Genomic DNA, 25,620 nt, shown 5'->3' with positions numbered 1-25,620 from the left:
TCAGGAGAGGCGCCATCTCCCCGTTAGGCTGTAGAGACCGCTCCCGACGACCGCAAGGAGGCTTCGTGACCAACGCGGACACCCCTCAGAAGGCCACCGTGACCATCGGTGACACGACCGCGGAGCTCCCGCTCGTCGCCGGAAGCGAAGGGGTACCGAGCGTCGACTTCTCGACGTTCACGAAGCAGACCGGACACACCTCGCTCGACTACGGCTTCGTGAACACCGCCTCGACGAAGTCCGCGATCACGTACATCGACGGTGACCAGGGCATCCTGCGGTACCGCGGATACCCGATCGAGCAGCTCGCACAGCACAGCACCTACCTCGAGGTCGCATGGCTCCTCATCTACGGCGAGCTTCCCACGGCGGACGAGCTGGCCGGCTGGGACGAGAAGATCCGGCGCCACACGCTCCTGCACGAGGACCTCAAGCACTTCTTCTCAGCTCTGCCGCATACCGCGCACCCGATGTCGGTCCTCTCGGCCGCGACGGCCGCGCTCTCGACCTACTACGAGGGCCAGAGCGACCCGCACAACCCGGAGCACGTCGAGCTCAACACGATCCGCATGCTCGCGAAGCTCCCCGTGATCGCGGCGTACGCGCACAAGAAGAGCATCGGGCACGCGTTCCTCTACCCCGACAACTCGCTGAGCTTCGTCGACAACTTCCTCAAGCTGAACTTCGGCAACAACGCCGAGCCCTACGAGATCAACCCGGTCATGTCGCGGGCGCTCGAGCGGCTGCTCATCCTGCACGAGGACCACGAGCAGAACGCGTCGACCTCGACCGTGCGGCTCGTCGGGTCGACCGGGGCCAACCAGTTCTCGTCGATCTCGGCCGGCATCAACGCGCTCTACGGGCCGCTCCACGGCGGCGCGAACGAGGCCGTCCTCGACATGCTCGCGCGCATCCGTGACTCGGGCGAGAGCGTGCAGCGCTTCGTCGAGCGGGTGAAGAACAAGGAAGACGGCGTCAAGCTCATGGGCTTCGGGCACCGCGTCTACAAGAACTACGACCCGCGCGCCAAGCTCGTCAAGGAATCCGCCGACGAGGTCCTCCGCGAACTCGGCGTCGAGGACCCGCTCCTCGCCCTCGCCAACGAGCTCGAGGAGATCGCGCTCAACGACGACTACTTCAAGGAGCGTCGCCTCTACCCGAACGTCGACTTCTACACCGGCGTCATCTACAAGGCGATGGGCTTCCCGACACGGATGTTCACGCCCCTGTTCGCGATCGGTCGGCTTCCCGGCTGGCTCGCGCACTGGCGTGAGATGCAGAACGACCCGCAGACCAAGATCGGTCGCCCGCAGCAGCTGTACACGGGAGCGACGGAGCGGGACTACCCCGTTTCCCGCTGACGCACGCCCCGCACCCCGCTAGGGTGTGCCCATGGGGTGGATGCCGGGGGTAGGACTGACCTTCGACGATTCGGGTTTCGTCGACGACAGCGGGTACATCGATGACGGGGTGATCGGCGTGCCGCCGGGCATGGACGACGGCGGGTTCATGGATCCCACCGGCATGGACGGAATGGCGTCGGGGTTCTCGGCCGTCTTCGGCCTGGTCCTGGTGCTCGGCATCGTCGGGGCGGTCTTCGGGCTCGTCATCCGCGCGCGGAAGTACCGCATCCTGAGCGACGCGGGGATCGACCCGCTGACCGTGGATGCGCAGATCGCCGCCAAGGTGCTGCGCAGCGACGCGCTCGCGCCCGCGGCATCCGAGCCGGCGGTCGCGACACCGCCTGCCGCGCCGACCCCTGCCGTGCCGGCGATCGAGCAGCGCCTGATCGAACTCGACGGTCTCCGGGCGCGCGGCATCATCAGCGACGAGGAGCACCGCGAGGCGCGGGCCGCCGTCCTGAAGGGCTGACCCCTCAGGCGTGCAGGTCGGCGTTGAGGGTGACCCCGACGCCCTCGCGACGCACGGCCTCGACGGCGCCCGTGAGCGAGTTGCGCCGGAACAGGATGCCGCTCAGCCCCGACAGTTCGGCGGCCTTCGCCGTCGGGACAGTGCCGTCGGCCCGCGGCGTCTCGCCCACGAGGACGACCTTGGTCCCGCCGGTCAGGTAGAGACCCGCTTCGACGATGCAGTCGTCGCCGAGGGAGATTCCGATGCCCGCGTTCGCGCCCAGCAGGGTGCGGCGACCGATCGAGACCCGGTGGCTGCCGCCGCCCGAGAGCGTGCCCATGATCGACGCGCCGCCGCCGATGTCGCTGCCGTCGCCGACCACGACACCCTGTGAGATGCGTCCCTCGACCATCGATGCACCGAGCGTCCCGGCGTTGAAGTTGACGAACCCCTCGTGCATCACCGTGGTCCCCGGCGCGAGGTGCGCCCCGAGCCGGACGCGCGAGGCGTCGGCGATGCGCACGCCCGAGGGGACGACGTAGTCGGTGAGCCGCGGGAACTTGTCGATCCCGGCGACCTGGATGCCGGCGCGCTGCAGCGTCGGGCGCAGACGGGTGAGATCCCGCGGGTGCATCGGTCCGGCGCTCGTCCACGCGACGTTCGGCAGGTGCCCGAAGATGCCGGTGAGGTCGAGCTCGTTCGGGGCGACGAGGCGGTGCGAGAGCGCGTGCAGGCGGAGGTAGGCGTCGGAGGTGCCCGCGGGCGGCGCGTCGAGGTCGATCTCGACGACGACGACACCGACGGTGACGGCGCGCCGCACGTCGTCGGCGGCGTGGGCGGCGAGGTCGGTCGTGTCCACCTCGGCGGGTGCCCGGCCGACAGCCGGTGCGGGGTACCAGGTGTCGAGGACGGTACCGTCCTCGCTCGTCGTCGCCAGACCGATGCCCCAGACCCACCGTGCGTCACTCATGATTCCAGGCTATCGGGCCGTCGTTAGACTCGACGTCATGCCCCGGCTCGACCTCCGCTCCACCGCTGTCGACCTGACACGGACCATCTGCGACATCCCGAGCGTGTCGGACGACGAGACCGTCCTCGCGGACGCGATCTTCGAGGCCGTCTCGAAGCTGCCGCACCTCGAGGTCCACCGCGACGGCGACACGATCGTCGCGCGCACCCGCCTCGGGCGCGCGCAGCGTGTCGCGATCGCCGGGCACATCGACACGGTCCCCATCAACGGCAACGTCCCGACCCGCGACATCGAGGTCGACGGCGAGCCGTACCTCTGGGGCCGCGGCACCGTCGACATGAAGGCCGGTGTCGCCGTCCAGCTGAAACTGGCCGCCGAGCTCACCGATCCCCGCGTCGACATCACCTGGATGTGGTACGACCACGAGGAGGTCGCCGCCGACCTCAACGGGTTGAACCGGCTCGCGGCATCCCGTCCCGACCTCTTCGCGGCGGACTTCGCCATCCTCGGCGAACCTTCCGACGGGCAGGTGGAGGGCGGCTGCAACGGCACCCTCCGCGCGGTGGTGCGCACCTCCGGCGTGCGCGCGCACAGCGCCCGTGCGTGGGTCGGCGAGAACGCGATCCACAAGGCCGCTCCGATCCTCGCTCGGCTCGCCGAGTACCGGCCGCGGGAGATCGAGGTCGACGGACTGCTCTACCGTGAGGGCCTCAACGCCGTCGCGATCCGCGGCGGCATCGCGGGCAACGTCATCCCCGACGCCTGCGAGGTCGACGTCAACTTCCGCTTCGCTCCGAGCCGGGATGCCGCCGCCGCCGAGGCGCACGTGCGCGACGTCCTGGCGGGATTCGAGGTCGAGATCGTGGACCTGTCCGAGGGGGCGCGGCCAGGGCTCGACGCGCCGCTCGCGCGGGAGTTCGTCGCGGCGGTCGGCGCGGTGCCGAAGCCGAAGTACGGCTGGACCGACGTCGCGCGCTTCTCGGCGATGGGCGTTCCCGCGGTCAACTACGGTCCGGGCGATCCGCACCTGGCCCATCACGACGAGGAGCGTGTGCCGATCGCGCAGATCGAGGACGTCGAGCGGGGCCTGCGGGCATGGCTGAGCGGCGACTGAGGTCCGCAGCCTCCGTCGCCGGCACCGTCGCCGCCGTCTACCTCTCGGCACGCCTCGTCACGACCCTGTTCTTCTGGGCCGCGGCGAGCCTCTCCGGACCCACCTCGCGCTTCGGCGCGGACGCCACCATCCCGTCGCTCGCGATGGGATGGGACGCCCAGTGGTACTGGGTGATCGCCGATCGCGGCTACCCGTCCGAGCTCCCGGTGAACGGCACCGGGCAGGTGACCGAGAACGCGTGGGCGTTCATGCCGCTGTTCCCCGTGCTCGCCCGGACGCTGGGCGCCGACCTCGGCGGCTACCCGGCGGGAGCGGTGGTGCTGGCGCTCGTGGCGGGGTACGCGGCATCCGTGGTGCTCTTCGTGCTGCTGCGCGGACGCCTCGGCGAGACGGCGTCGCTCTGGGCGGTGGTGCTCTTCGCCAACGGTCCGCTCGCCGCCCTGTTCCAGATGGGGTACGCCGAGTCGCTCCTGCTGGTCTGGTTGTTCCTCGCGCTGTGGGCGCTCCAGCGCCGGCGGTTCGGCTGGATCTATCCGCTCGTCGTCCTGATGGGCTTCACCCGGCCGGGGGTGCTCGCGTTCGCCCTGCTGCTGGGCCTCTACGGGATCCATCGGTGGATCCGGCGGCGCGTCGATCCGCTGCCGACCCCGCACATCGTCCACATCATCGCCCTGGGCGCCCTCGCGACGATCGTGGGATTCGCCTGGCAGGTCATCGCCGGTGTCGCGACGGGGGATCCCTCCGCGTACCTCGAGACCGAGCTCGCCTGGCGGCGCAGCTGGGTCGGCTCCGAGGAGCAGTTCGTCCCCTTCGCCGGTTTCGTGCAGGCATCCTCGCTCTGGTTCGGCATCTGGGGGCTGCCGCCGATGCTCGGACCGATCGCCCTCGCCGTCCTGGTCGTGGGGGCCGCCGCGCTCCTCGTGCGGGCGCCCCAGGTGCGCCGTCTCGGGCCCGAGATCCGGCTGTGGGGCGCGAGTTACCTCGTCTACCTGCTCGCGGTGTTCTTCCCGCAGTCGAGCGTGTTCCGGCTGCTGCTGCCCCTCACGCCCGTGGTCGCCGCCGTGGCGGTCCCGCCCTCACGATGGTGGCGGATCGGGATGCTGGTGCTGTGCCTCGGCGGGCAGTGGCTGTGGATCCACGAGATGCTCGCGCTCGGCGACACGTTCTACCGGATTCCGTGACGATAAGCGTCCGCTGACAGGCGCGCGCGCCGAAGGCGATCAGCCCATTGAGTAGACTAATGGGGAAGGCCGAAGACGAAAGGGAGCCCCACAATGGCAGCCATGAAGCCGCGCACCGGAGACGGACCTATGGAGGCCGTCAAGGAAGGCCGCCTCATCATCGTGCGTGTTCCACTCGAGGGGGGCGGTCGACTGGTCGTCTCGGTGAACGACGACGAGGCGAAGGAACTCCACAGTGTTCTGAGCGGGGTCGTCGGCGCCGCCTGACCCCGACTCGATGCGAAAGGCCGGTCCCCGTGGGGACCGGCCTTTCGGCGTATCCGGCGTGCGCCGGGATCAGCGCGCGTCGGCGACGGTCGTCAGCTGCAGGAGTCCCTCGCCGACGATCGAGAGGGCCCCGAGGACCGCCGGGGAGGCCTGGGTCTCCTGGATCAGCGAGCGATACGCCGTCTCGAGAGGGCCGCGACGGACCGGGTCGGCGACGGCGCCGCCGGCGAGGACCCGCGGGACGAGCACCGTTCCGCCCGCCCGGGCGAGCCGGAGGCCGTGCTCGACGTACTCGATGACGCCGTCCGGGTCCGCATCGATGAGGACGATGTCGTAGGAGGCCTCGTTCATCCGCGGCAGGACGTCGGCGGCGCGGCCCGTGATGAAGCGCGCGCGGGCGGCGGGGACGCGGGCTTCGGTGAACGCCTTCCGCGCCACGGCGAGGTGCTCGGGCTCCTTGTCGATCGTCGTGAGTGTCGCCCGGGGGGACCCGTGCAGCAGCCACAGCCCCGAGACGCCGCCACCGGTGCCGATCTCGACGATGTTGAGCGCGCGGCTCGCCGCGGCGATCACCGCGCACTGCGCGCCCACCTCGGGACTGATCGGATTCGCGCCGATCTCGAGGGCGTGCGCTCGCGCCCGGGCGATGGCATCGGGTTCGACCGTCGCCTCGGCAGCGAACCTGCGGACCGCCTCGTGATCTCCCATGTGGTGAACCTCCTCCGCCCAGCCTAGGCGGGCCCGCATGCCGCAACCCTCAGGCGCACGGGTAACCTGGGAAGCATGTCGAATGGGCTCGATCTGGAGAAGATCCTCCTCATCGCGCTCATCGCCGCCCTCCTGCTGGGGCCCGAGCGCCTGCCGGGTTACGCGGCCTCCCTCGCACGTCTGACGCGCCGCGTCCGCGACTGGCTGGACGGCGCGCGGACCCGCGTCAAGGAGGAGATGGGGGACGACTTCGACGAGATCGAGTGGCGCAAGCTCGATCCGCGGCAGTACGACCCCCGGCGCATCATCCGCGAGGCGCTCATCGACGACGCGCCCGTGAAGCCCGTCGCCGCCGGGGCGGCGGCGATGACCGCGGTCGCGGCGCCTCCGGCACCCGAGGTCACGACGGCGGTCGATGCGGTCGATGCGGGCGTCGTCCCGTTCGACTCCGAAGCCACCTGACCGGCGGCATCCGTCTCTCCTCAGGCGGGGGAGACGGGGAGGGCGCGACCGGCGAGCGAGGAGCGCGTCGAGACGAGGGTGTCGGCGACCGCCGAGATCGCACGCGCCGCGGGATCACCGGGATCGGCGAGGACGACCGGTTCGCCCTCGTCTCCGCCGCGGCGGAGGGCGGGGCTGAGGGGCACCGAGCCGAGGAGCGGCACCACAGCGTCGTCGGTCGAGAGCGCGGCGGCGACCGCCGCCCCGCCGCCGGCGCCGAACACGTCGACGAGGGTGCCGTCGGGAAGGGCGAAGGCCGCCATGTTCTCGATGACGCCGACGATCCGCTGGCCCGTCTGACGGGCCACGACGCCGCTGCGGACGGCGACGTCGGCCGCGGCCGCCTGCGGCGTCGTCACCACGAGGACCTCGGCATGCGGAAGGAGCTGACCCACGGAGATCGCGACGTCCCCGGTCCCCGGGGGCATGTCGATGAGGAGCACGTCGAGGTCGCCGAAGTGCACGTCGGTGAGGAACTGCTGCACGGTGCGGTGCAACATCGGCCCGCGCCAGGCGACGGCGGGGGAGGAGCCCTCCGGGAGGAACATCCCGATCGAGATCGTCTTCACGCCGTGGGCGACTGGCGGCAGCATGAGGTCGTCGAGGCGGGTCGGCTGCGGCGGGCGGCCGTCCTCGCCGACGAGGCCGAGGAGCCCCGGGATCGAGAAGCCGTGCACGTCCGCGTCGATCAGCCCGATGGCCAACCCTCGCGTCGCCAGGGCGACGGCGAGGTTCGCCGTGAGGGTGGACTTGCCCACGCCGCCCTTGCCGCTCGTGACAGCGATGACACGGGTCAGCGCGTCGGCGGTGAACGGCATGCGACGCGCGCCGCGGATCCGCTCGACGAGGGCCGAGCGCTCCGCCGCTGTCATGACGCCCACGTCGACGCGGACGTCGACGACGCCCGGGACGGATGCCGCGGCATCCCGCACGTCCCGCTCGATGCGGTCCGCGGCGGGGCATCCGACGATCGTCAGGGCGATGCCGACGTGCGCGGTCCCCTCGTCGAGGGCGATCTCCCGGACCATGTCGAGCTCGCCGATCGGGCGCCGCAGCTCCGGGTCGACGACGGCGGACACGGCACGGCGGACGTCGTCGGCCGTCGCGGGGGTGCTCACGAGGAGCGGGCGTCGTCGCCCGGCCGGTCGCGCTCGTCGAGACGCTCGATGAGGGCCTTGAGCTCCTGGCGGAGCACGTCGCGGCTGATCATCTCGTCCTGCATGTCGGTGAGCGCCATCCGCAGGGCCACGACCTCGCGGGCGAGGTATTCGGTGTCGGCGAGGTTGCGCTCGGCCCGCTGGCGGTCCTGCTCGATCTGCACGCGGTCCCGGTCGTCCTGCCGGTTCTGGGCGAGGAGGATGAGGGGAGCCGCATACGAGGCCTGGAGCGACAGCATGAGCGTCAGGGCGGTGAACCCGAGCGCCGCGTCGTCGAAGCGCAGTCCCTCGGGCGCGGCGGTGTTCCAGACGATCCAGGCGACGCAGAAGAGCGTCAGGATGAGCAGGAACGCGGGGGTCCCCATCGCCCGGGCGATCCACTCCGTGAACCGGCCGAAGCGGTCGCGCGAGGGCTGCGGGGTGCGGCTGAGCACGCTCGAGCGCCGCCCGCGGGGCGCCTCGAACCCGGACTTCGGCGCGCGTGCCATCATCGCCGCACCTCCGGACCCTGTCGCGGCGCGTCCTGCGATCGCCAGTCGTCGGGCAGCAGGTAGTCGATCACGTCGTCGACCGTGACCGTGCCGACGAGGTGGCGGGCAGGATCGACGACGGGCAGCGAAACGAGGTTGTAGCTCGCGAGGAGACGGGCCACCTCGGCGGCGCTGGCCGAGACGGTGACGGGCTCGACGGTGTCGTCGATGATGGCGCCCAGCCGCTCGTGCGGCGGGTAGCGCAGCATCCGCTGGAAGTGCACGACACCCAGCAGACGCCCCGTCGGGGTCTCGTAGGGCGGCAGGGTCACGAAGACGGCGGCCGCGAGGGCGGGGTGCAGTTCGTGGCGGCGGATGAGGGCGAGCGCCTCGGCGACGGTCGCGTCGGCGGACAGCACGATCGGTTCGCTGGTCATGAGACCGCCCGCGGTGTCGGGGCCGTGCTCGAGGAGGGCGCGGACGTCCTCGGCCTCCTCGGGCTCCATGAGGTCGAGCAGCTGTCCGGCGCGGGCATCCGACAGCTGACCCAGCACGTCGGCCGCATCGTCCGGTTCCATCGCGTCGAGGATGTCGGCGGCGCGCTCGTCGCCGAGGGCTTCGAGGATGTGCACCTGCTCGTCCTCGGGCATCTCCTCGAGGGCGTCGGCGAGACGGTCGTCGGGAAGCTCCTCGGCCACCTCGAGCAGGCGCTCCTCGGGGAGGTCGAGGAGCGTGTTGGCGAGGTCGGCGGGCTTGAGCTCGGAGTACGAGGCGACCAGCAGCTCGGCGGACTGCGTCTGTCCCGCGACCTGCTCGTCGCGCACGTCGTTCCACTGCGCGAAGGTCGTCGGCCCCTTGGCGAACGGCGACGCGCTGGTCTTGGGGCGGCGCAGGAACAACTGCCCCACCTGCCAGTCGCCCAGGCGGTCGCGCTCGATGGCGACATCCTCGATCACGGCGGAGCCCGACCCGTCGGTGAGGTGCACGTTGCGGCCGATGAGCTCCGTCATGACACGCACCTCGCCGCCGCGCTGCTCGAAGCGGCGGACGTTGATGAGGCCGGTCGTGATGACCTGGCCGCTGGCGATCGAGGTGACCCGTCCGATGGACAGGAACACATTGCGTCGGCCGGGGATCTCGACCACGAGCCCGACCACTCTCGGAGGATCGTCCTTGCGGTAGATCACGACCACATCGCGGACCTTCCCCAGCCGGTCGCCCGCGGGGTCGAAGACGGCGCACCCGGTCAGGCGCGCGACGAAGACCCGTTGCGTACTCACCCGACCAGCGTAGTCGGCGGATCCCTCGCGCTCCCTGCGCCCACGCAAAGGCTCGCGTGGGAGACTGAGGCCATGAGCATGATGGGTGGGGCCCCGAAGGAACACGGTGCGACGGTCGCGGAGTACTCGTCGTACGAGGCGGCGCAGAAGTCGGTGTCGACCCTCATCGGCGCGGACGTCCCGGCGCAGGACATCGCGATCGTCGGCCGCGGGCTGCGCTCGGTCGAACGCGTCACCGGTCGGCTGGGATACGCGACCGCGGCGCGGTCCGGCGCGATCAACGGCGTCCTGCTCGGTCTGCTGTTCGCCGCGATCTTCGTGCTCGGCAGCCCCGGCGCCGCGCTGCAGCTGTTCGTCGGCGTGATGCTCGTGGGCATCGCGCTCGGCATGCTCATGAGCATCATCAGCTACTCGATCCTGCGCCGTCGTCGCGACTTCACCTCGGTGACCCAGGTCATCGCCGACCACTACGACGTGACGGTGCTGCCTCGCAGCTTCGGCCGCGCCAAAGAACTGCTCGGCGCCGCGGCGGCCCCGACCGCCCCGCCGGTACCGCCGACCGACATGACGGCGCCCCCGCGCTACGGCGAGCGTGTCGACCCGGCCGCTCCCGTCCCCGGGGCGGGAGAGCGCGTCGACCCCGCCCCGGCACCCGCGCCGGGCGAACACGTGGACCCGGCCGAGCCGCCCCGGTACGGCGAGCGCGTCGACCCGGCGCCCCTCCCGCCCGTGACGCCGCCGCCGACCGCGCCGCAGCAGGGCGGCGCACCGGCGCAGCCTGCCGCTCCCGACGCGCCGCGATGATCCCGGTCACCCTGCCCGCGGGCGGGGTCGAACTGGCCGTGGTGATCGACGACGCCCCCGAGCCTACGGCGATCGTCGCGCTCGCCCACGGCGCGGGCGCGGGGCACGAGCACCCGTTCCTCGCCGGCGCGGCGCACGCCTGGTCCGCCGCCGGGTTCACGACCGTGCGGTTCGACTTCCCCTACCGTCAGGCGGGACGACGGATGCCGGGGCCCGCCGCGCACGCGATCGAGACGTGGGCCGCCGTCGAGGAGTTCTGTCGTCGCCTGACCCCCGGCATCCCGTTCGTGGCGGCGGGCAAGTCCTACGGCGGGCGGATGGCGTCGATGGCCGCGGCGGAGGGTCGGGTCGCCCCCGACGCGCTCGTGTACCTCGGCTATCCGCTGCACCCGCCGGGGAAGCCCGAGAACGCCCGCACGGCGCACCTGCCGGCCGTCGCCGCGCCCCAGCTGTTCCTGTCGGGGACGAAGGACCCGTTCCTGCAGCCGCTCGCCGACCTGGAGGCGGCGGTCGCCGCGTGCCGGGACGCGGACATCCTCTGGTTCGAGGGTGCCCGGCACTCGTTCGAGGTCGCCGGCCGCGCTCTGCCGGCGGACGAGGTGGGTGCGGCGACCGCGTCTGCCGCGCTCCCGTGGCTGCGCGAGCGGGTTCAGCGCCCCGCGGCGTAACCCTGCACACCGCGGGGGTTCGCCGCCGCCCACAGGATGCCGGTGGCCCGGTCGACCCCGACGGCCGAGAGCCGTCCGAGCGACCAGTCGCCCGCGCGCGTGACCCGATGGCCCCGGTCGGCGAGGCCGCCGAGGACCTCGTCGCCGAGACGGTCCTCCGCGACGACTCCCGTCGGATCCCACGTGCGCGGCCAGAACGAGTCGACCATGCCCGTCGTGTGGAGGGTGGGGGCGTCGATCGCCTGCTGCGCGGTGTACCCGCCGACGAACATGCGCAGGAGCATCGGCAGTTGCCACTGGTCCTGCTGGTCACCGCCGGGCGTCCCCATCGCGATGCGGGTGTCGCCGTCGTGCACGAGGGTCGGCGACAGCGTCGTGCGCGGCCGCGTGCCGGGCCGGAGCGCCGCGGGCGAGTCCTCGTCGAGCCACGTCATCTGCAGGCGTGTCCCGAGGCAGAAGCCGAGCGAGGGGATGACGGGGGACGACTGCAGCCACCCGCCCGACGGCGTGACGGCGATGACGTTGCCCCAGCGGTCCGCGACGTCGATGTGGCAGGTGTCCCCGCGGGTCGCTCCCGAACGGGCGACGGTCGGTTCGCCCGTGCCCGCGGCGGCGGCGCCGTCGCGTCGGAGCGGCGGGCGCCACGGGTCCCGAGCCGCCAGGCGCGCGGGGCGCCACTGCGACGAGGCCTGATCGCGGAGGTCGGCCCGACGAGCGGTGACGACGTCGTCCGCGAGGAGGGCCGCGGCATCCGCTCCGTCGCCGAGGTGGGCGTCGCGGTCGGCGAGGACGAGCTTGAGCGTCTCGACGACGGTGTGCGCGCCCGCCGTGGTCGCGGGATCGAGGCGGTCGTCGGGGAGCGGGTCGAGGATCCGGAGCGCCTCGAGGAGTGCGGGGCCCTGCGTCCACGCCCCCGCCTTGAACACCGTGCGACCGCGGAACGGGATGGAGAGGGGCTCCTCGTACCCCGCCGGCGGGTCGACGAGGTCCGCGCGGGTGAGCACCGCGGCGTGGTCGGTGCCGCTGGAGTGCCGGTGCGGGCGGGCGAGCTCGTCGCACGCGTCGCCGAGGATCCGGCGCCATTCGGTGCGTGCCGCGTCGATCGCCGCAATCCGGTCGTCGCCCGAGCCCGACTCGACGAGGCGTCGGAGGACCGCGGCGTACGCCGGGTTGCGATGCAGGGCGCCGGCGGCGGCGGGGGCGCCGCCGGGCATCCACAGGTCGGCGGAGGCCGGCCAGTGCTCCCGGAACAGGTCGGCGACCCGACCGATGGTCGCCGATACCGCGGGGAGAAGCGGATGGCCGTCCTCGGCGTACCCGATCGCGAACGACAGGACGTCGGCCAGCGGCCACGTGCCGTGGTCCCGGAGCAGCAGCAGCCACGCGTCGACGGCGGCGGGCACGGCCGCGGCGAGTCCGCCCGCGCCCGGCACGAGGTCGAGGCCCTCGGCGCGGAAGTGCGCGATCGTCGCGCCGGCGGGCGCCGCGCCCTGGCCCATGAGGACCGTGGGGGTCGCGGCATCCGCCGGTTGGAAGAGACCGACGAGGTCGCCGCCGGGACCGTTCAGGTGCGGCTCCACGATGTGCAGCACGAACCCGCCTGCGCACGCGGCGTCGAACGCGTTCCCGCCGCGCTCGAGCACCGCCATGGTCGTCGCCGTCGCCGTGGCGTGCGTCGACGCGGCCATGCCGAACGTCCCTGTCAGCTGCGGGCGGGTCGTGAACGACGGCGGCGGGGTGTACCCGACGGCGGACATAGAGGCGTCCTCAGGAGCGGGCGCGGGCGATCCAGGCCTCGATCTCGTCCGCGGTGCGCGGGATGTCCGCCGACAGGTTCACCGGGCCGTTCTCGGTCATGAGGATGTCGTCCTCGATCCGCACCCCGATGCCCCGGTACTCCTCGGGGACCGTGAGGTCGTCGATCTGGAAGTAGAGCCCGGGCTCGATCGTGAAGACCATGCCGGACTCGAGCTCGCCGTCGTAGTACATCTCCCGCCGCGCCTGCGCGCAGTCGTGCACATCGATGCCCAGGTGGTGGCTCGTGCCATGCACCATGTACCGGCGGTGCTGCCCGCCCTTGTCGGCGTGGAGCGCCTCCTCGGCGGTCACGGGGAGCAGGCCCCACTCGGCCGTGCGAGCGGCGATGACGGCCATCGCCGCCTCGTGGACGGCGCGGAACTTCACCCCGGGGCGTGCCGCGGCGAAGGCCGCATCCGCCGCCTCGAGGACGGCGTCGTAGATCCGGCGCTGCACGGCGGAGAACGTCCCCGAGACCGGCAGGGTGCGGGTGATGTCGGCCGTGTAGAGACTGTCGACCTCGACGCCCGCGTCGATCAGCACGAGGTCGCCGGGGACGACCGCGCCGTCGTTGCGGGTCCAGTGCAGGTAGCAGGCGTGCGGACCCGAAGCGGCGATCGTGTCGTACCCCTCGCCGTTGCCGTCGGTGCGCGCGCGCAGGTGGAAGACGCCCTCGATGGCACGCTCGCCCCGGGGCGTGTCGATGATGCGGGGGAGCTCGGCGACGATGTCGTCGAACCCCCGGCCGGTCGCCTCGACCGCGAGGCGCATCTGGGCGATCTCGTACGGGTCCTTCACGAGGCGCAGCTCGGACACGAACCGGGTGAGCTCGTCGTCGACCTCGACCGTGCGGTCCTCCGCCGTGCTCTGGAAGGCATCGATGTGCGCTGTGGGGATGCCGAGGTCCGCCGCGACCGCGTCGAGCGCGGGGCGCGGGCCGATCCAGAACTCGCCGATCGCGGCGTCGGCGTAGAACTCGGTCGTCGTCCGATCGGCGCGCTCGCGCAGGTACAGCGTGACGTCGTGGCCGTCGCCGGTCGGTTCGAACACGAGCACCGAGTCGGGGACGGCGTCGGCGCCCCACCCCGTCAGGTGCGAGAACGCGGAGTGCGCGCGGAAGGGGTAGTCGGTGTCGTTCGAGCGCTGCTTGTACGAGCCTGCGGGGACGACCAGGCGCGAGCCCGGGAACGCGGCGGAGACCGCCGCGCGGCGCGCTGCGGCGTACGGTGCCTCGGCGCGCTGCTCGGGCAGCGACGCGGGACGCTCGGCCCAGCCCGTCGAGATGGAGTCGAGGAAGCCGGCGGGAAAGGGCTGCTTGCGATTGGTGGTCGCTGCGGCCGCGGTCTCGGTGGTCTCCGGTGCGATGGTGTCGCGATCGTCGGTGGTCATCCTCCCAGTCTCCCACCGACCGCGCGGGACGTCAGCCCGCCCGCTCCACCTGCACGATGACCGGACGGTGATCGCCGCCCGAACCGTCGAGCGAGGTGACGACCACCGACCCGGTCGGCCGCCAGGCATCCGTCGTCATGACGTGGTCGATCGGCGCGCCGACCAGCGCCGGCCACGCGGTGTCCCACGTCCCCACGGCGCCGTTGCCCGTCGCCGTCGCCGCGTCGCGGCAGCGGCCCATCGTGCCGCCGTCGGTCCCGAGCCGGCTCATGTGGTCGACCGTCGCGTTGAAGTCGCCGGCCATGATGACGTCGTCGCTGGCGCACTGGTCGGCGAGCCAGCGCAGGTCGCTGCGCCAGTGGTCCATGTCGCCCTGGCGAGGGGCGACGGCGTGGACGGCGACGACGATCGGACCGTCGCCGTCGACGGGCATCGCGACGACGCTGGGGACGACCGAGGTGTTGGTGGTGCCGGATGCGTCGGACTCGACGACGGCGTAGTCGCCGAGGTCGGGGGAGATGAGCAGGGTCGTGTAGGTCGCGTCCCACCCCTGGTAGTTCTCCTCGTGCACCCACATGGGGTTGCCGCGCTCGCGCATCGCGATCGCGATCGCCTCGCCGGTGTCGTCGTTCGTCTCGGGGAGTGCGACGATGTCGACGTCCATCGCGATGGCGGTCGTGACGATCGCATCGACGTCGGTGGCGGGACCCGCGGTGTTCCACGTCATGACGCGGATGCTGTCCGCCGTCTTCTCGGGGAGGCCCGTCGTCCCGACGCCGCGGACGACGAGGATGCCGACGTTCGCTCCGCTCGCGAGGAGGCCGATCATCGCGAGTCCGGCGCCGAATCCGCGGGTGCGGCGCCCGAGGCAGATCAGCAGGCCGACGAGCGCGAGAACCGCGAAGCCGACGGCGAGCACCGGGCGCAGCGACACGAGCTGTGCGATCGGGAAGGTCTGCTCGAGGCGGAAGAACTGCGGCCAGGTCAGGACGGCGGCGACGATGGCGGTGGCGATCGTGAAGAGGATCCCCGTCAGTCGCAGCACACCACGAGATTAGGCGGGGAGGCTGGGGAGTTTCTGCGCGCGGTACGCTCGTGTCCATGTCCGCAGGGTCCTCCGCTCCGTCCGGCCCGTTCGGACCCGGCGACCTGCACCTGCACTCGGATCACTCCGACGGCACCGAGCCGCCCGCGGCGGTCATGGCCGCGGCGCACCGCCACGGGATCCGGACCGCCGCGCTGACGGATCACGACACGACATCGGGATGGGCGGAGGCTGCCGACGCGGCCGTGTCGCTCGGCATGTCGTTCCTGCCGGGCATGGAGCTCTCGGCGCGGCATGAATGGCGGAGCGTGCACGTCCTGGCCTACCTCGTCGACCCGGACGATGCGGGCCTGCGCGCACTGACCGACCGCATCCGGCGTTCGCGGCGCTCCCGTGCGCGCACGATGGCCGAACGGATCGGCCGCGACTACGACCTCACGTGGGAGGACATCGAGGCGCAGACCGCCGAGGGGGCGACGGTGGGCAGGCCCCACATCGCCGACGCCCTGGTGGCCCGCGGCCACGTCCGCGACCGCGGCGAGGCGTTCAGCGGCATCCTGTCCCCTCGGAGCGACTACTACGTCGCCCTGTACGCGCCCGACCCGGTCGCGGCGGTGGCGGCCGTCGCCGGCGCCGGGGGAGTGCCGGTGATCGCGCACCCGGCGGGCCGCGCCGGCCGCCTGCCCGACCGGGTCGTGCGGGACATGCTCGACGCGGGCCTCGCGGGCTTCGAGCTCGGCCATCGCGAGAACGTCGAACCCGCGCTCGGGGAACTCCGGCGCCTCGTCGCCGCGCACGACCTCATCGCGACCGGCTCGAGCGACTACCACGGCCGGGGGAAGCCGAACGTGCCGGGGGAGAACACGACGTCCGAGGACGCGATCGCGAGGATCGTCGCCCTCGGGTCGGGCAGCTCGCTCGTCACGCCGTAGCGCGACGAGCGGAATCAGGCCCCCGCGACGGGCGCGCCGGCGCCCGATCCGCCCCGACGGCGGCGCCGCCGGCGCGCCGGTGCGGGCTTGCCGTCGTGGTGCTCCTTGCCGGCGCCGTCGTGCGTGCCGGCACCGTCGACTGCGCGGTCCGCGCTGTCGGCGGACGCCGAGGACGAGTCGGATGCCGCGGTATCCGCCCCTTCAATGAAGGTGGAGCCGACCTTCGCCTCGCCGCTGCCGGAACGCCGGCGGCGGCGACGACGGGTGCCCGCCTCGCCGGACGCGTCGGCGGCGGCGTCGGCCGCGCGGGCGGGAGCGGCGCTCGACCGTGCGGGGGCCGCCTTGGGCGCCGCGGTGATGCGGCCCTTCGTGCCGGCCGGGATGTCGAGGTCCTCGAACAGGTGCGGGCTCGACGAGTACGTCTCGAGCGGCTCGGGCTGGCCGAAGTCGAGCGCGCGGTTGATGAGGGCCCACTTGTGCAGGTCGTCCCAGTCGACGAAGGTCACCGCGATGCCGGTCTTGCCGGCGCGGCCGGTGCGGCCGGCGCGGTGCAGGTAGGTCTGCTCGTCGTCGGGGATCGTGTGGTTGATGACGTGGGTGACGTCGTCGACGTCGATGCCGCGGGCGGCGACGTCGGTGGCGATGAGGACGTCCCGCTTGCCGGCCTTGAACGCGGCCATCGAGCGCTCGCGCGCCTCCTGGCTCATGTCGCCGTGGACCGCCCCGGCGCTGAAGCCGCGGTCGTTCAGTTCGTCGACGAGGCGCTGCGCAGCGCGCTTGGTGCGCGTGAAGATGACGGTCTTGCCGCGGCCCTCGGCCTGCAGGATGCGGGCGATGACCTCGTCCTTGTCGAGCGAGTGCGCGCGGTACACGAGGTGCTTGATGTTGGCCTGCGTGAGGCCCTCGTCGGGGTCGCTCGCGCGGATGTGGATCGGGTTCGACATGAACCGGCGCGCGAGGGCGACGATCGGCCCGGGCATCGTCGCCGAGTAGAGCATGGTGTGGCGGACGGGCGCGACCTTCTGGAAGATCTTCTCGATGTCGGGGAGGAAGCCGAGGTCGAGCATCTTGTCGGCCTCGTCGAGGACGACCTCGGTCGCGTTCGAGAGGTCGAGGAGCCGCTGGTTGTTGAGGTCGATGAGGCGACCGGGGGTGCCGACGACGATCTGCGCGCCGGCCTTGAGCTGATCGATCTGACCCTCGTAGGCCTTGCCGCCGTAGATGGCGACGACGCTGGTGGCGCGGCCGGAGGTCAGCATGTCCACGTCCTCGTAGACCTGGACGGCCAGCTCGCGCGTCGGGACGACGATGAGGGCCTTGACGCCGGGCTCGGGGTTCAGGCCGAGTCGCTGGACGACGGGGATGCCGAAGCCGAAGGTCTTGCCGGTGCCGGTCTTGGCCTGGCCGATGATGTCCTGGCCGGGGAGGCCGAGCGGGATCGTCTGCTCCTGGATGGGGAACGTGTCGACGATGCCCTTGGCGGCGAGGGTGTCGACGATGTCCTGGTCGACGCCGAGCTCTGCGAACGTGGTCATGCTTTCCGTGCCTGTCTGGCGGTGAGATGCCGCCGTGATGAGGGGTCCACGCCCTTCACTCAGCCCCAGGCGCGGGGTCCCGATCCGACGCCGGGACCCCACCACCCTACCGGAGGGGGCCGCCGCGCCCCGTAGGCTGGTGCCGTGGTGAGGTGGTTCTGGCAGCGACGGCGGCCCCCCGGGCGCACCCTGCGGCTGCGTTCGCGCGACGAGGCGAGCGACGTCCGGCGCGTCGATTTCGAGCAGCTCGCTCCCGACCTCGCCACCTATCTCGGTCAGGCGGCCTACCTGCAGCTCGGCTACGTCGAGACCCTCAGCTCGCTCATCGAGCGCAGCCCCGAGCTCGGGCACAAGGAGTCGCTCTCCCGCGCGGCCGGCGCCGCGCTGTTCAAGCACCAGGCACTCGTCGCCCTCATCCGGGACCGCGGCGACGACCCGCTCGAGCTGATGCTGCCGTTCCGCGAGCCCCTCGACGCCTTCCGCCGGGCCACCCACGGCGCGCGGCCCCTCGAGACGATGCTGTCGGTCCACCTGACGGCGGGCCTGCTCGACGACTTCTATCTGTCCCTGTCCGGCAGCTACGGCGAGACCGGACGCCGTGCGGCCGCGATCCTCCGAGCGGATGCCGACCGCGCCCCGCTCGTGGGCATCATCACCGACGCGATCTCGGACGACGACGAACTGCGCTCCCTGCTGAGCCTGTGGGGGAGGCGCCTCGTCGGCGACACCCTCCTGGTCGCGCGCGGCGCGCTGCGGTCGAGCACGACCGAGCGCCCGGGAGCGCTCGACGTCGACGACGAGAAGCAGGTCGAGCCGGTGTTCACCCAGCTGCTGGGGGCCCACTCGCGCCGGATGACGAGCATCGGCCTCGACGCCTGAGACCGGCGGCGGGCCGCGGAGGGCGGCGGGTGTGCGCCGGGATCAGGCGATGCCGAGCTCGTGACGGGTCCGGGCGTCCCGCGCCGCCCGCGTGCGGGTGAGGAGCACGAGGACCGCCGCGGTGAGCAGGATCGGCACGAGGATGCTGGCGAGCCAGATCCACGCCGCCTCCGGCCCGAGACCCGCCCAGGTGAGTGCGGTCCACGTCGCGGTGCCGAGGGCGGCGCCGAGCAGCGGCCCGATCGCGACGCCGCGGAGCGCGCGCTGCGGCAGGGCGAAGTGGACGGCCGTCCCCGCGATCGCCCCGAAGACCAGCGCCAGGACGAGGAGCATGTCAGGCGACGAAGCCCACGCGACGCGACTGGTCGGTCCCGACCTCGACGAACGCGATGCCGGCCGTGGGGATGACGTAGGTGGCGCCCTTGGAATCGGTGAGGGTCACGTAGGTCGCGCCGCTGTCGAGAGCGGCGGTGACGGTCTGCTTCACGGCGTCGGCCGTCTCGTTCGAGTCGAAGCCGAGCTCGCGCGAGTTCGCGATGCCGATGCGGATCTCCACGGTGATGCCTGCCTTTCCCGGCCCGGGTCTCCGGGCGCGTCTCGAGCCTACGGCACCGGCTCCCGGCCCGGACGCGCGGGCCGCTCGCTGTCGGCGAACGGCCCGTCGGCGCCACGCGGGGCGGGTGTCCGTCGCTCCGATTAGCGTGGAGCCCATGCCCGACCTGCCGTTCGCCCTCGACACGGCGCAGAATGCCGTCGTGGGTCTCGAACCGGCGGCATCCGGTGTCGTGATCGGTGCGCCGGGATCGGGCAAGACGGCGACGCTCGTCTCCCGCGTCGTCGCACTCATCGACGACGGGATGCGTCCCGACGAGGTCGTCGTGCTCACCCCGACACGGACGGCCGCGACCGCGTTGCGCGACCGTCTCGCGGTCGGCGTGCGCGTCGCCACGAGCGGTCCGCTCGCGCGATCCGTCCCCGCCTTCGCCTACCAGGTGGTCCGGTCGCACGCCGTCCACGCGGGCGACGAACCGCCGCAGCTGCTCACCGGGCCCGACGAGGACCGGATCATCGGCGACCTGTTGGCGGGCGACGCCGAGGACGAGGCCGACGGCCCGTCGCGCTGGCCGGAATGGCTGCCCGCCGACATCCGCAGCACTCCGGGGCTCCGGGCCGAGATCCGTGCCTTCCTCGCCGAGATGACGACGCTCGGCATCGAGCCCGAGGAACTCGCCGCGCGCGCGGCGGCGACGGACCGTCCGGTCTGGGCGTCGCTCGCCTCGTTCGCGCGGGAGTACCGCTCGGTCCGCGCGCGCATGCGCGGCGCCCACCGCGACGCGGCGGGGCTCGTGCGCGAGGCGGTCGGGCTCCTCCGCAACGCCCCCGCCGGCTCGCCGGCGCTCGGCGTGGTGGCGGGACTGCGGGCGATCCTCGTGGACGACGCGCAGGAGCTGACCCTCGGCGGCGTGGAACTGCTCGAGGCGTGCCGACGGCGGGGGATCGCCGTGCTCGCCTTCGGAGACCCCGACGTGGGTTCGGGATCCTTCCGCGGCGCGCGCCCGGAGAACTTCGCCCGTCTCGCGACGCGGACGCACGTCCTGGACCGCATCCACCGCGGCACGCCCGCCCAGCGGGACCTCGTCGCCCAGGTCACCTCGCGCATCGGCGCCGCGGGACTGGTCGCCCACCGGCATCCGCCCGTCGGGGTCGAACCCGACGAGAGCCTGCGCGCCTTCGCACTCCGCTCCGGAGCGGAGGAGGTCGACCTCATCGCACGCCTGCTGCGCGAACGGCATGTCCACGACGGCGTCCCCTGGGAGCAGCTGGCGGTCATCGCGCACGACTCCCGACAGGTGACGGCGCTCGAGGCGGAGCTGTCGGCGCGCGACGTCCCGACCGCGGCGGTGGGGCCTGCGCGCGCCCTCGCCGAGACGCCCATCGTCCGGGATCTCCTTCGGGCGGTCGACCTCGCGGCCGTCTCCGCGGAGTCACGCAGCGACGACGAGGTGCTCGACGTGCTCGTCGGCGGCGGTCTCGACCCCGTCGAACTCCGCCGGCTCCGGGCGGCGCTGCGGCACGCGGAGCTGCGCCGCGGCGGCGAGCGGTCCGCGCGCGAGCTGCTCGCGTCGGGGGTGCGTCATCCCGTGGAATTCGACGTGGTGGACACCCCGGAGGCCCGGCGCGCCGCACGACTGTCGCGCACGCTGGCCGAGGTCGCCGAGCAGATCCGGGCCGGCGCGACGGCGCACGAGCTGCTGTGGACCGTGTGGGAGCAGCGCGGGCTGGAGCGGCAGCTGCGCACGCTGGCCGACGGCCAGGGACCGCTGGCCGACCAGGCCCGTCGCGACCTCGACGCCGTCGTGGCGCTCTTCGAAGCGGCCAAGCGGCACGGCGAGCGGGAGGACGGGACCGCGCCGATCGACCACCTGCGCGCGCTGCTGCACTCCGAGGTCGCGGAGGATCGCCTCCGCACCGGCACCGTCGCCAGCGGCGTGCAGATCTCGACGCCTGCCGCGGCGCTCGGCCTCGAGTTCGACACCGTCGTCGTCGCCGGCGTGCAGGACGGCGTCTGGCCGAACCTGCGGCTGCGAGGGAGCCTCCTCGAGACGGCGCGGTTGGCCGAGGAGGACACCGACCTCGACACCGCCGACCGACGTCGCGCGGTGCTGCACGACGAGCTGCGGCTCTTCGCCCGCGCCGTATCGCGCGCCCGCTCCCGGTTGATCGTCACCGCCGTCGACGACGACGACACCGGTCCGAGCGTCCTGTTCGACCTCCTCCCGCCCGCCTCTCCGGCGCCGCGCTCGGCGGAGCACCCCCTCACGCTGCGGGGACTCGTCGCCGCGCACCGCCGCCGGCTCACCGACCCGCGGTCGTCGGAGTCCGACCGGGAGGATGCCGCGGGCCAGCTCGCGCTCCTCGCCGCGGCGGGTGTGCCGGGCGCGCATCCGGCGCAGTGGTACGGCCTCGCGGAACCCACGAGCACCGCGCCGCTGCGGGATCTCGACGTCGCGCCGCTGCGCGTGTCGCCCTCCCGTATCCATGCCCTCGAGCAGTGCCAGCTCGACTGGGCGATCGGCGACCTCGGCGGGGATCCCGGCACGGCCGTCGCCGGGCTCGGGACGCTGCTGCACGGCGCGCTCGAGCACGTCGCGACGGCGGACGAGGAGGCGCTGTGGTCGTACGTCGAGGACGGCTGGTCTCAGCTGGAGTTCGAGGCGCCCTGGATCGATGAGGCGGAGCGCCGTCGCGCGCGGGACCTCGTGACCCGGCTCGCCGCGTACCTGCGCGACACCGAGCGGGCGGGCACGACGCTCGTCGGCGCCGAACCGCACTTCGAGGTCGAGCTCCCGGTGCCGGATGCCGCGCACCCGGCGATCCTCTCGGGGTACATCGACCGCGTCGAACGCACCCGGGACGGACGCGTCGTGATCGTCGACCTGAAGACGGGGCGCAGCGAGGCGACGGGTGAGCGCGCCGCCCTCGAGAACCCGCAGCTCGCGGCCTACCAGCTGGCCTTCGAGCGCGGTGCGATCCCCGCGGCGGCGGGAGCGGAGCCCGGGGGTGCGAAACTCCTCGTCCTGAAGGGCACCCGTCACGGCCCGTACGCCGAGCCGAGGCAGGAGCCTTTCGACGACGAGACGCGGGCCGCGTTCCTGGGACGCGTCGACGAGGCGGTGCGGATCATGCGCGGCACGTCGTTCGTCGCCCCGTTCGAGGAGCACTGCCGTGACGACCACACCCGCGGTCTCTGCCGCATCCACACGATCGGACCGGTGAGCTCCGCGTGACCCCCGCACTCCTGAGTCCCGAGGCCGTCGCGGCGGCCCTCGGGCAGTTCCCGCCGACGGCGGAGCAGTCGGCCGTCATCTCCGCGCCGCTGGCGCCGGCGCTCGTGGTCGCGGGCGCCGGCAGCGGCAAGACCGAGACGATGGCCGGTCGTGTCGTCTGGCTCGTCGCGAACGGTCTCGTGCGCCGGGACGAGGTGCTGGGGCTCACCTTCACGCGCAAGGCCGCCGGCGAACTCGCGGAACGGATCGGTTCGCGGCTGCGTCGCCTCGGGGAGTTCGAGCGGCGCGGCCTGCTCCCGCACCTCGGTCGGCTCCACGCCGAGGGGCGGCTCGCGGTGTTCGGCGAGCTCGAGCGGTCCGGTGCTCCCGAGTCCGCTCGGCGTGCGGCGCTCGACGCCCTCGCACCCGAGTCGCCCGGCGGTGACGGCGCGGACGCCCTGCTCGAGCGGCCGGCGGTGTCGACGTACAACAGCTTCGCCGACGCCATCGTCCGCGAGAACGCCGTCCGCATCGGTCGTGATGCCGAGGCGGTCGTGATGAGCGAGTCGGCGGCGTGGCTGCTCATGCGGCAGGTCGTGCTCTCCTCCGACGACCCCCGTCTGCCCGATCGCGCCGAGCGTCCGTCGACCATCATCGACGCGGCGCTGCGGATCGCCCGCGACAGCGTCGACAACCTCGTCGAGCTGGACGACCTCGACGCGTTCTCGACGGCCTTCCAGGACGTCCTCGAGCGTCCCAGCCAGCGCGCCGGGACCTCCGTCTACGCCGAGGTGCGGACGGCGGCCGAGAAGGTGTCGGGCCTGTCCGTGCTCGTCGCCCTCGCGCGGACGTACGAGGCCGAGAAGCGCCGCCGCGGGCTCATCGACTTCTCCGATCAGGTCGCCGGGGCGCTCCAGGTGGTCCGGTCGCATCCGGCGGTGGCCGCGGAGCTGCGCGAGCGGTACCGGGTCGTCCTGCTGGACGAGTATCAGGACACGTCGGTCGTGCAGACCGACCTGCTCGCGACCCTCTTCCGGAGCACCGCCGTCATGGCCGTCGGCGACCCGCACCAGTCGATCTACGGCTGGCGCGGGGCGAGCGCGGGGAACCTGGGCGACTTCGCCCGTTCGTTCGACCCGGATGCCGCCGGCCGCAGCTACGCGCTCCTCACCAGTTGGCGCAACGGTGTCAACGTCCTGCGCGCCGCGGGTGCGGTGCTCGCTCCGCTGGACGCCCCCGTCGAGGTGGGCTCCCTCCGGCCGCGTCCGGGGGCGCCGGCGGGGCGGGTCGACATCGTGGTGGAGGACGACCTCGACGCCGAGGCGGATGCCGTCGCGGCGTGGTTCGCGGATGTCCGGGACGAGCGTCACCGCGCGGGACGGGCGACGACGGGCGCGGTCCTGCTGCGCAGCAAGAAGCACATGCTGCGCTTCGCGGACGCGCTCGGGCGTCGCGGCATCCCTCACCGCATCCTGGGGCTCGGCGGACTGCTCTCGACCCCGGAGGTCGTCGACGTCGTCTCCGCGCTGCGGGTCATCAGCGATCCGCGGTCCGGCTCCGCGCTCATCCGGCTGCTCGCCGGCCCGCGGTGGTCCGTGGGGCTCGCGGACCTCCGCGAACTCGCGCAGGTCGCGGCGCGGCTGGTGCGGCATGACACCGCCCTGCAGCCGCTGCCGACCGAGCTGGCCGAGATCATCCGCGCCTCCGCCGGCGACGAGGGTGGATCGCTCGTCGCCGCGCTCGATTTCGTCGCGCGGCAGAAGCCCGACCACGGGTGGCTGGCCGGGTTCACGCCCGCCGCCCGGGAGCGGCTGCGCGACGCCGGAGCCGTCTTCGCAGGTCTGCGCCGGGCCGCGGGGCTTCCCATCCCCGAGCTCGTGCGACTCATCGAGAACGAGCTGCGCCTGGACATCGAGCTCGCGGCGAACGAGTCGCGCGGACCCGCGCGTACGGCCTCCGATCAGCTCCGCGCGTTCGTCGACGAGCTGCACGGGTTCTTGCAGACCGACGAGCGCGGCTCGCTGCCCAGCCTGCTCGCCTGGCTCGACCGGGCCGAGCGCATCGACGAGTTCGCGCCCCGGACCGAACCGCCCGAGGACGATGTCGTTCAGCTCCTGACGATCCACGGATCCAAGGGCTTGGAATGGGATGCCGTCGCCGTCGTCCGTGCCGTCGAGGACGAGCTGCCCGCCGCACTTCGGGATGCGCAGGGATGGCTCGGCTTCGGCGTCCTGCCGTACTCCTTCCGCGGCGACCGCGAGTGGCTGCCCGCGTTCCTGTGGTCGGCGCACGACGCGCCGACGCAGCAAGATCTCAAGCGGGAGCACGCGGCGTTCAAGGACGGCATCCGCGAGCGACACCTCGCCGAGGAACGGCGGCTCGCGTACGTCGCGGTGACCCGGGCGCGCGAGCACCTGCTCATCTCGGCGTCCCCCTGGGCGGGGACGAAGAAGCCGCGCGTCGTGAGCCGGTTCGTCCGTGAGATCGCGGACGAACTCGAGGCGCCCCTGCCCGAGTCGGAGACGACGGAGAACCCGTACGAGGGGGCGCGAGCGACCCTCGAGTGGCCGATCGACCCGCTCGGGGCGCGGTCGGCGCGGGTGCGGGATGCGGCGGCGCGGGTGCGGCAGGCGATGGCGGCCGCCCCGGCGACACCCGCGCGCGACCTCGAGCTCCTGCTGGCCGAGCGGGCCGCCCGGGCCGCGGGGCGGGCGCCGCACGCACCGACGCGCATCCCGGCATCCCGATTCAAGGACTTCGTGGCGGACTACGGCGCGGCCGCGATCGCGGCGGCCCGGCCGCTGCCCGAGCGTCCCTACCGTCAGACGCGGCTGGGCACGCTCTTCCACGCGTGGGTCGAGCAGCGTTCCGGACTGGTGGGCCGCGCGCGGTCGGCCGACGACGTCCTCTGGGACGACGACGAGGACGCGACCTCGGCGTCGCCGGCGGACGCCGAGGCGCTCGACCGGCTGCGCGAGGCGTTCCTCGCCTCGGAGTGGGGGGACCTGCAGCCGATCGAGGTCGAGACTGAGATCGACTTCGTCGAACCGGATCCGCTCGGCGACGGCCGGCCGCACGTCGTCATCTGCAAGCTCGACGCCGTCTACCGCCGGGGCGACCGGATCGAGATCGTGGACTGGAAGACCGGGCGCCCGCCCCGCACCGCGGCGGAGCGCACGGAGCGGATGCTGCAGCTCGAGCTCTACCGGCGGGCGTACCACGCGAAGCACGGCGTGCCGATGGAGCGGATCGACGTCGCGCTGTTCTACGTCGCCGACGGCCTCGTCCTGCGCGGCTGAACCGGT

23 protein-coding genes are annotated in these 25,620 nt (G+C 72.9%); 12 read left to right on the top strand and 11 right to left on the bottom strand.

What is annotated here, in order from left to right; genetic code table 11:
* Positions 1-65: 65 nt before the first annotated feature.
* Positions 66-1,361, top strand: a complete 1,296-nt coding sequence (locus Q9S36_RS03555) for a citrate synthase (protein ID WP_064001808.1) — start codon at positions 66-68, stop codon at positions 1,359-1,361.
* A 31-nt stretch (positions 1,362-1,392) separates the two neighbouring features.
* Positions 1,393-1,872 (top strand): SHOCT domain-containing protein, encoded by a 480-nt coding sequence (locus tag Q9S36_RS03550; RefSeq protein ID WP_311283959.1) that lies wholly within the window; start codon positions 1,393-1,395, stop codon positions 1,870-1,872.
* Between the two features lie 4 nt (positions 1,873-1,876).
* On the opposite strand, the gene dapD is transcribed toward Q9S36_RS03550, so the two are convergent.
* Positions 1,877-2,821, bottom strand: coding sequence for a 2,3,4,5-tetrahydropyridine-2,6-dicarboxylate N-succinyltransferase (dapD, locus tag Q9S36_RS03545; RefSeq protein WP_311283958.1), 945 nt, complete (start codon positions 2,819-2,821; stop codon positions 1,877-1,879).
* 37 nt (positions 2,822-2,858) lie between these two features.
* On the opposite strand from dapD, the gene dapE reads away from it, so the two are divergent.
* The 3 genes from dapE to Q9S36_RS03530 all read left to right on the top strand — a co-directional run bounded on the left by dapE (position 2,859) and on the right by Q9S36_RS03530 (position 5,383).
* Complete coding sequence (dapE, locus tag Q9S36_RS03540) at positions 2,859-3,935, top strand: succinyl-diaminopimelate desuccinylase (RefSeq protein WP_311283957.1); 1,077 nt, start codon at positions 2,859-2,861, stop codon at positions 3,933-3,935.
* Positions 3,917-5,116, top strand: a complete 1,200-nt coding sequence (locus Q9S36_RS03535; RefSeq protein WP_311283956.1) for a hypothetical protein — start codon at positions 3,917-3,919, stop codon at positions 5,114-5,116. Before dapE ends, Q9S36_RS03535 begins: the two co-directional genes overlap by 19 nt.
* Before the next feature lie 93 nt (positions 5,117-5,209).
* On the top strand, positions 5,210-5,383 hold the full coding sequence (locus Q9S36_RS03530; RefSeq protein WP_064506455.1) for a DUF3117 domain-containing protein: 174 nt from the start codon (positions 5,210-5,212) through the stop codon (positions 5,381-5,383).
* 69 nt (positions 5,384-5,452) lie between these two features.
* Here Q9S36_RS03530 and Q9S36_RS03525 read toward each other — a convergent pair whose 3' ends face one another.
* Positions 5,453-6,091, bottom strand: coding sequence for a class I SAM-dependent methyltransferase (locus tag Q9S36_RS03525; protein WP_311283955.1), 639 nt, complete (start codon positions 6,089-6,091; stop codon positions 5,453-5,455).
* Positions 6,092-6,166: 75 nt separating this feature from the next.
* On the opposite strand from Q9S36_RS03525, the gene Q9S36_RS03520 reads away from it, so the two are divergent.
* Positions 6,167-6,553: a hypothetical protein gene (locus Q9S36_RS03520; protein ID WP_064001812.1), complete on the top strand. Its 387-nt coding sequence runs from the start codon at positions 6,167-6,169 to the stop codon at positions 6,551-6,553.
* A 20-nt stretch (positions 6,554-6,573) separates the two neighbouring features.
* Here Q9S36_RS03520 and Q9S36_RS03515 read toward each other — a convergent pair whose 3' ends face one another.
* The 3 genes from Q9S36_RS03515 to Q9S36_RS03505 are packed head-to-tail and all read right to left on the bottom strand — an operon-like array spanning position 6,574 to position 9,499.
* Positions 6,574-7,710 carry an Mrp/NBP35 family ATP-binding protein gene (locus Q9S36_RS03515; RefSeq protein WP_311283954.1) on the bottom strand — a complete coding sequence of 379 codons (1,137 nt, stop codon included), beginning with the start codon at positions 7,708-7,710 and terminating at the stop codon, positions 6,574-6,576.
* Positions 7,707-8,237 carry a DUF1003 domain-containing protein gene (locus tag Q9S36_RS03510; RefSeq protein ID WP_311284443.1) on the bottom strand — a complete coding sequence of 177 codons (531 nt, stop codon included), beginning with the start codon at positions 8,235-8,237 and terminating at the stop codon, positions 7,707-7,709. The genes Q9S36_RS03515 and Q9S36_RS03510 overlap by 4 nt, the downstream gene beginning before the upstream one ends.
* Positions 8,237-9,499, bottom strand: coding sequence for a magnesium transporter MgtE N-terminal domain-containing protein (locus tag Q9S36_RS03505; protein ID WP_311283953.1), 1,263 nt, complete (start codon positions 9,497-9,499; stop codon positions 8,237-8,239). The genes Q9S36_RS03510 and Q9S36_RS03505 overlap by 1 nt, the downstream gene beginning before the upstream one ends.
* A gap of 72 nt (positions 9,500-9,571) precedes the next feature.
* Here Q9S36_RS03505 and Q9S36_RS03500 point away from each other — a divergent pair, with 72 nt between their 5' ends.
* Positions 9,572-10,303 (top strand): general stress protein, encoded by a 732-nt coding sequence (locus Q9S36_RS03500; protein WP_311283952.1) that lies wholly within the window; start codon positions 9,572-9,574, stop codon positions 10,301-10,303.
* Complete coding sequence (locus tag Q9S36_RS03495; RefSeq protein ID WP_311283951.1) at positions 10,300-10,971, top strand: alpha/beta family hydrolase; 672 nt, start codon at positions 10,300-10,302, stop codon at positions 10,969-10,971. The genes Q9S36_RS03500 and Q9S36_RS03495 overlap by 4 nt, the downstream gene beginning before the upstream one ends.
* Here Q9S36_RS03495 and Q9S36_RS03490 read toward each other — a convergent pair.
* The 3 genes from Q9S36_RS03490 to Q9S36_RS03480 are packed head-to-tail and all read right to left on the bottom strand — an operon-like array spanning position 10,953 to position 15,202.
* Positions 10,953-12,728 (bottom strand): gamma-glutamyltransferase, encoded by a 1,776-nt coding sequence (locus Q9S36_RS03490; protein ID WP_311283950.1) that lies wholly within the window; start codon positions 12,726-12,728, stop codon positions 10,953-10,955. The genes Q9S36_RS03495 and Q9S36_RS03490 overlap by 19 nt on opposite strands.
* A gap of 10 nt (positions 12,729-12,738) precedes the next feature.
* Entirely contained in the window at positions 12,739-14,157 is a 1,419-nt protein-coding gene (locus tag Q9S36_RS03485) for an aminopeptidase P family protein (RefSeq protein WP_311283949.1), read from the bottom strand.
* A 31-nt stretch (positions 14,158-14,188) separates the two neighbouring features.
* Positions 14,189-15,202 carry an endonuclease/exonuclease/phosphatase family protein gene (locus tag Q9S36_RS03480; RefSeq protein WP_253036184.1) on the bottom strand — a complete coding sequence of 338 codons (1,014 nt, stop codon included), beginning with the start codon at positions 15,200-15,202 and terminating at the stop codon, positions 14,189-14,191.
* Between the two features lie 56 nt (positions 15,203-15,258).
* On the opposite strand from Q9S36_RS03480, the gene Q9S36_RS03475 reads away from it, so the two are divergent.
* Positions 15,259-16,134 carry a PHP domain-containing protein gene (locus Q9S36_RS03475; RefSeq protein WP_253036185.1) on the top strand — a complete coding sequence of 292 codons (876 nt, stop codon included), beginning with the start codon at positions 15,259-15,261 and terminating at the stop codon, positions 16,132-16,134.
* A gap of 14 nt (positions 16,135-16,148) precedes the next feature.
* Here the strand turns inward: Q9S36_RS03475 and Q9S36_RS03470 are convergent, their stop codons facing one another.
* A complete protein-coding gene (locus Q9S36_RS03470) occupies positions 16,149-17,669 on the bottom strand; it encodes a DEAD/DEAH box helicase (protein ID WP_311283948.1) in 1,521 nt (506 codons plus the stop codon).
* Between the two features lie 144 nt (positions 17,670-17,813).
* Here Q9S36_RS03470 and Q9S36_RS03465 point away from each other — a divergent pair, with 144 nt between their 5' ends.
* Positions 17,814-18,548 (top strand): ferritin-like fold-containing protein, encoded by a 735-nt coding sequence (locus Q9S36_RS03465; protein ID WP_064001823.1) that lies wholly within the window; start codon positions 17,814-17,816, stop codon positions 18,546-18,548.
* A 42-nt stretch (positions 18,549-18,590) separates the two neighbouring features.
* Here Q9S36_RS03465 and Q9S36_RS03460 read toward each other — a convergent pair whose 3' ends face one another.
* Complete coding sequence (locus tag Q9S36_RS03460) at positions 18,591-18,881, bottom strand: hypothetical protein (protein ID WP_311283947.1); 291 nt, start codon at positions 18,879-18,881, stop codon at positions 18,591-18,593.
* 1 nt (position 18,882) lies between these two features.
* The gene (locus Q9S36_RS03455; RefSeq protein WP_064001825.1) at positions 18,883-19,104 is read right to left on the bottom strand and encodes a DUF3107 domain-containing protein; all 222 of its coding nucleotides are present in this window, start codon (positions 19,102-19,104) and stop codon (positions 18,883-18,885) included.
* A 154-nt stretch (positions 19,105-19,258) separates the two neighbouring features.
* Between Q9S36_RS03455 and Q9S36_RS03450 the strand changes: the two genes are divergently transcribed.
* Together Q9S36_RS03450 and Q9S36_RS03445 are read left to right on the top strand one after the other, a co-directional pair.
* Positions 19,259-22,336, top strand: coding sequence for an ATP-dependent DNA helicase (locus Q9S36_RS03450; RefSeq protein ID WP_311283946.1), 3,078 nt, complete (start codon positions 19,259-19,261; stop codon positions 22,334-22,336).
* Positions 22,333-25,614: an ATP-dependent DNA helicase gene (locus Q9S36_RS03445; RefSeq protein ID WP_311283945.1), complete on the top strand. Its 3,282-nt coding sequence runs from the start codon at positions 22,333-22,335 to the stop codon at positions 25,612-25,614. The genes Q9S36_RS03450 and Q9S36_RS03445 overlap by 4 nt, the downstream gene beginning before the upstream one ends.
* Positions 25,615-25,620: the final 6 nt, after the last annotated feature.

The sequence above is a fragment of the Microbacterium sp. ARD31 genome, from assembly GCF_031844425.1.
This window is presented reverse-complemented; position numbering and strand designations above follow the sequence as displayed.

Excerpts from the sequence above, each read along its gene's own strand:
- Q9S36_RS03550 (WP_311283959.1), top strand. The coding sequence starts at position 1,393 with ATGGGGTGGATGCCGGGGGTAGGACTGACCTTCGACGATTCGGGTTTC.
- dapD (WP_311283958.1), bottom strand. The coding sequence starts at position 2,821 with ATGAGTGACGCACGGTGGGTCTGGGGCATCGGTCTGGCGACGACGAGC.
- dapE (WP_311283957.1), top strand. The coding sequence starts at position 2,859 with ATGCCCCGGCTCGACCTCCGCTCCACCGCTGTCGACCTGACACGGACC.
- Q9S36_RS03535 (WP_311283956.1), top strand. The coding sequence starts at position 3,917 with ATGGCTGAGCGGCGACTGAGGTCCGCAGCCTCCGTCGCCGGCACCGTC.
- Q9S36_RS03530 (WP_064506455.1), top strand. The coding sequence starts at position 5,210 with ATGGCAGCCATGAAGCCGCGCACCGGAGACGGACCTATGGAGGCCGTC.
- Q9S36_RS03525 (WP_311283955.1), bottom strand. The coding sequence starts at position 6,091 with ATGGGAGATCACGAGGCGGTCCGCAGGTTCGCTGCCGAGGCGACGGTC.
- Q9S36_RS03520 (WP_064001812.1), top strand. The coding sequence starts at position 6,167 with ATGTCGAATGGGCTCGATCTGGAGAAGATCCTCCTCATCGCGCTCATC.
- Q9S36_RS03510 (WP_311284443.1), bottom strand. The coding sequence starts at position 8,237 with ATGGCACGCGCGCCGAAGTCCGGGTTCGAGGCGCCCCGCGGGCGGCGC.
- Q9S36_RS03500 (WP_311283952.1), top strand. The coding sequence starts at position 9,572 with ATGAGCATGATGGGTGGGGCCCCGAAGGAACACGGTGCGACGGTCGCG.
- Q9S36_RS03495 (WP_311283951.1), top strand. The coding sequence starts at position 10,300 with ATGATCCCGGTCACCCTGCCCGCGGGCGGGGTCGAACTGGCCGTGGTG.
- Q9S36_RS03490 (WP_311283950.1), bottom strand. The coding sequence starts at position 12,728 with ATGTCCGCCGTCGGGTACACCCCGCCGCCGTCGTTCACGACCCGCCCG.
- Q9S36_RS03485 (WP_311283949.1), bottom strand. The coding sequence starts at position 14,157 with ATGACCACCGACGATCGCGACACCATCGCACCGGAGACCACCGAGACC.
- Q9S36_RS03475 (WP_253036185.1), top strand. The coding sequence starts at position 15,259 with ATGTCCGCAGGGTCCTCCGCTCCGTCCGGCCCGTTCGGACCCGGCGAC.
- Q9S36_RS03470 (WP_311283948.1), bottom strand. The coding sequence starts at position 17,669 with ATGACCACGTTCGCAGAGCTCGGCGTCGACCAGGACATCGTCGACACC.
- Q9S36_RS03460 (WP_311283947.1), bottom strand. The coding sequence starts at position 18,881 with ATGCTCCTCGTCCTGGCGCTGGTCTTCGGGGCGATCGCGGGGACGGCC.
- Q9S36_RS03450 (WP_311283946.1), top strand. The coding sequence starts at position 19,259 with ATGCCCGACCTGCCGTTCGCCCTCGACACGGCGCAGAATGCCGTCGTG.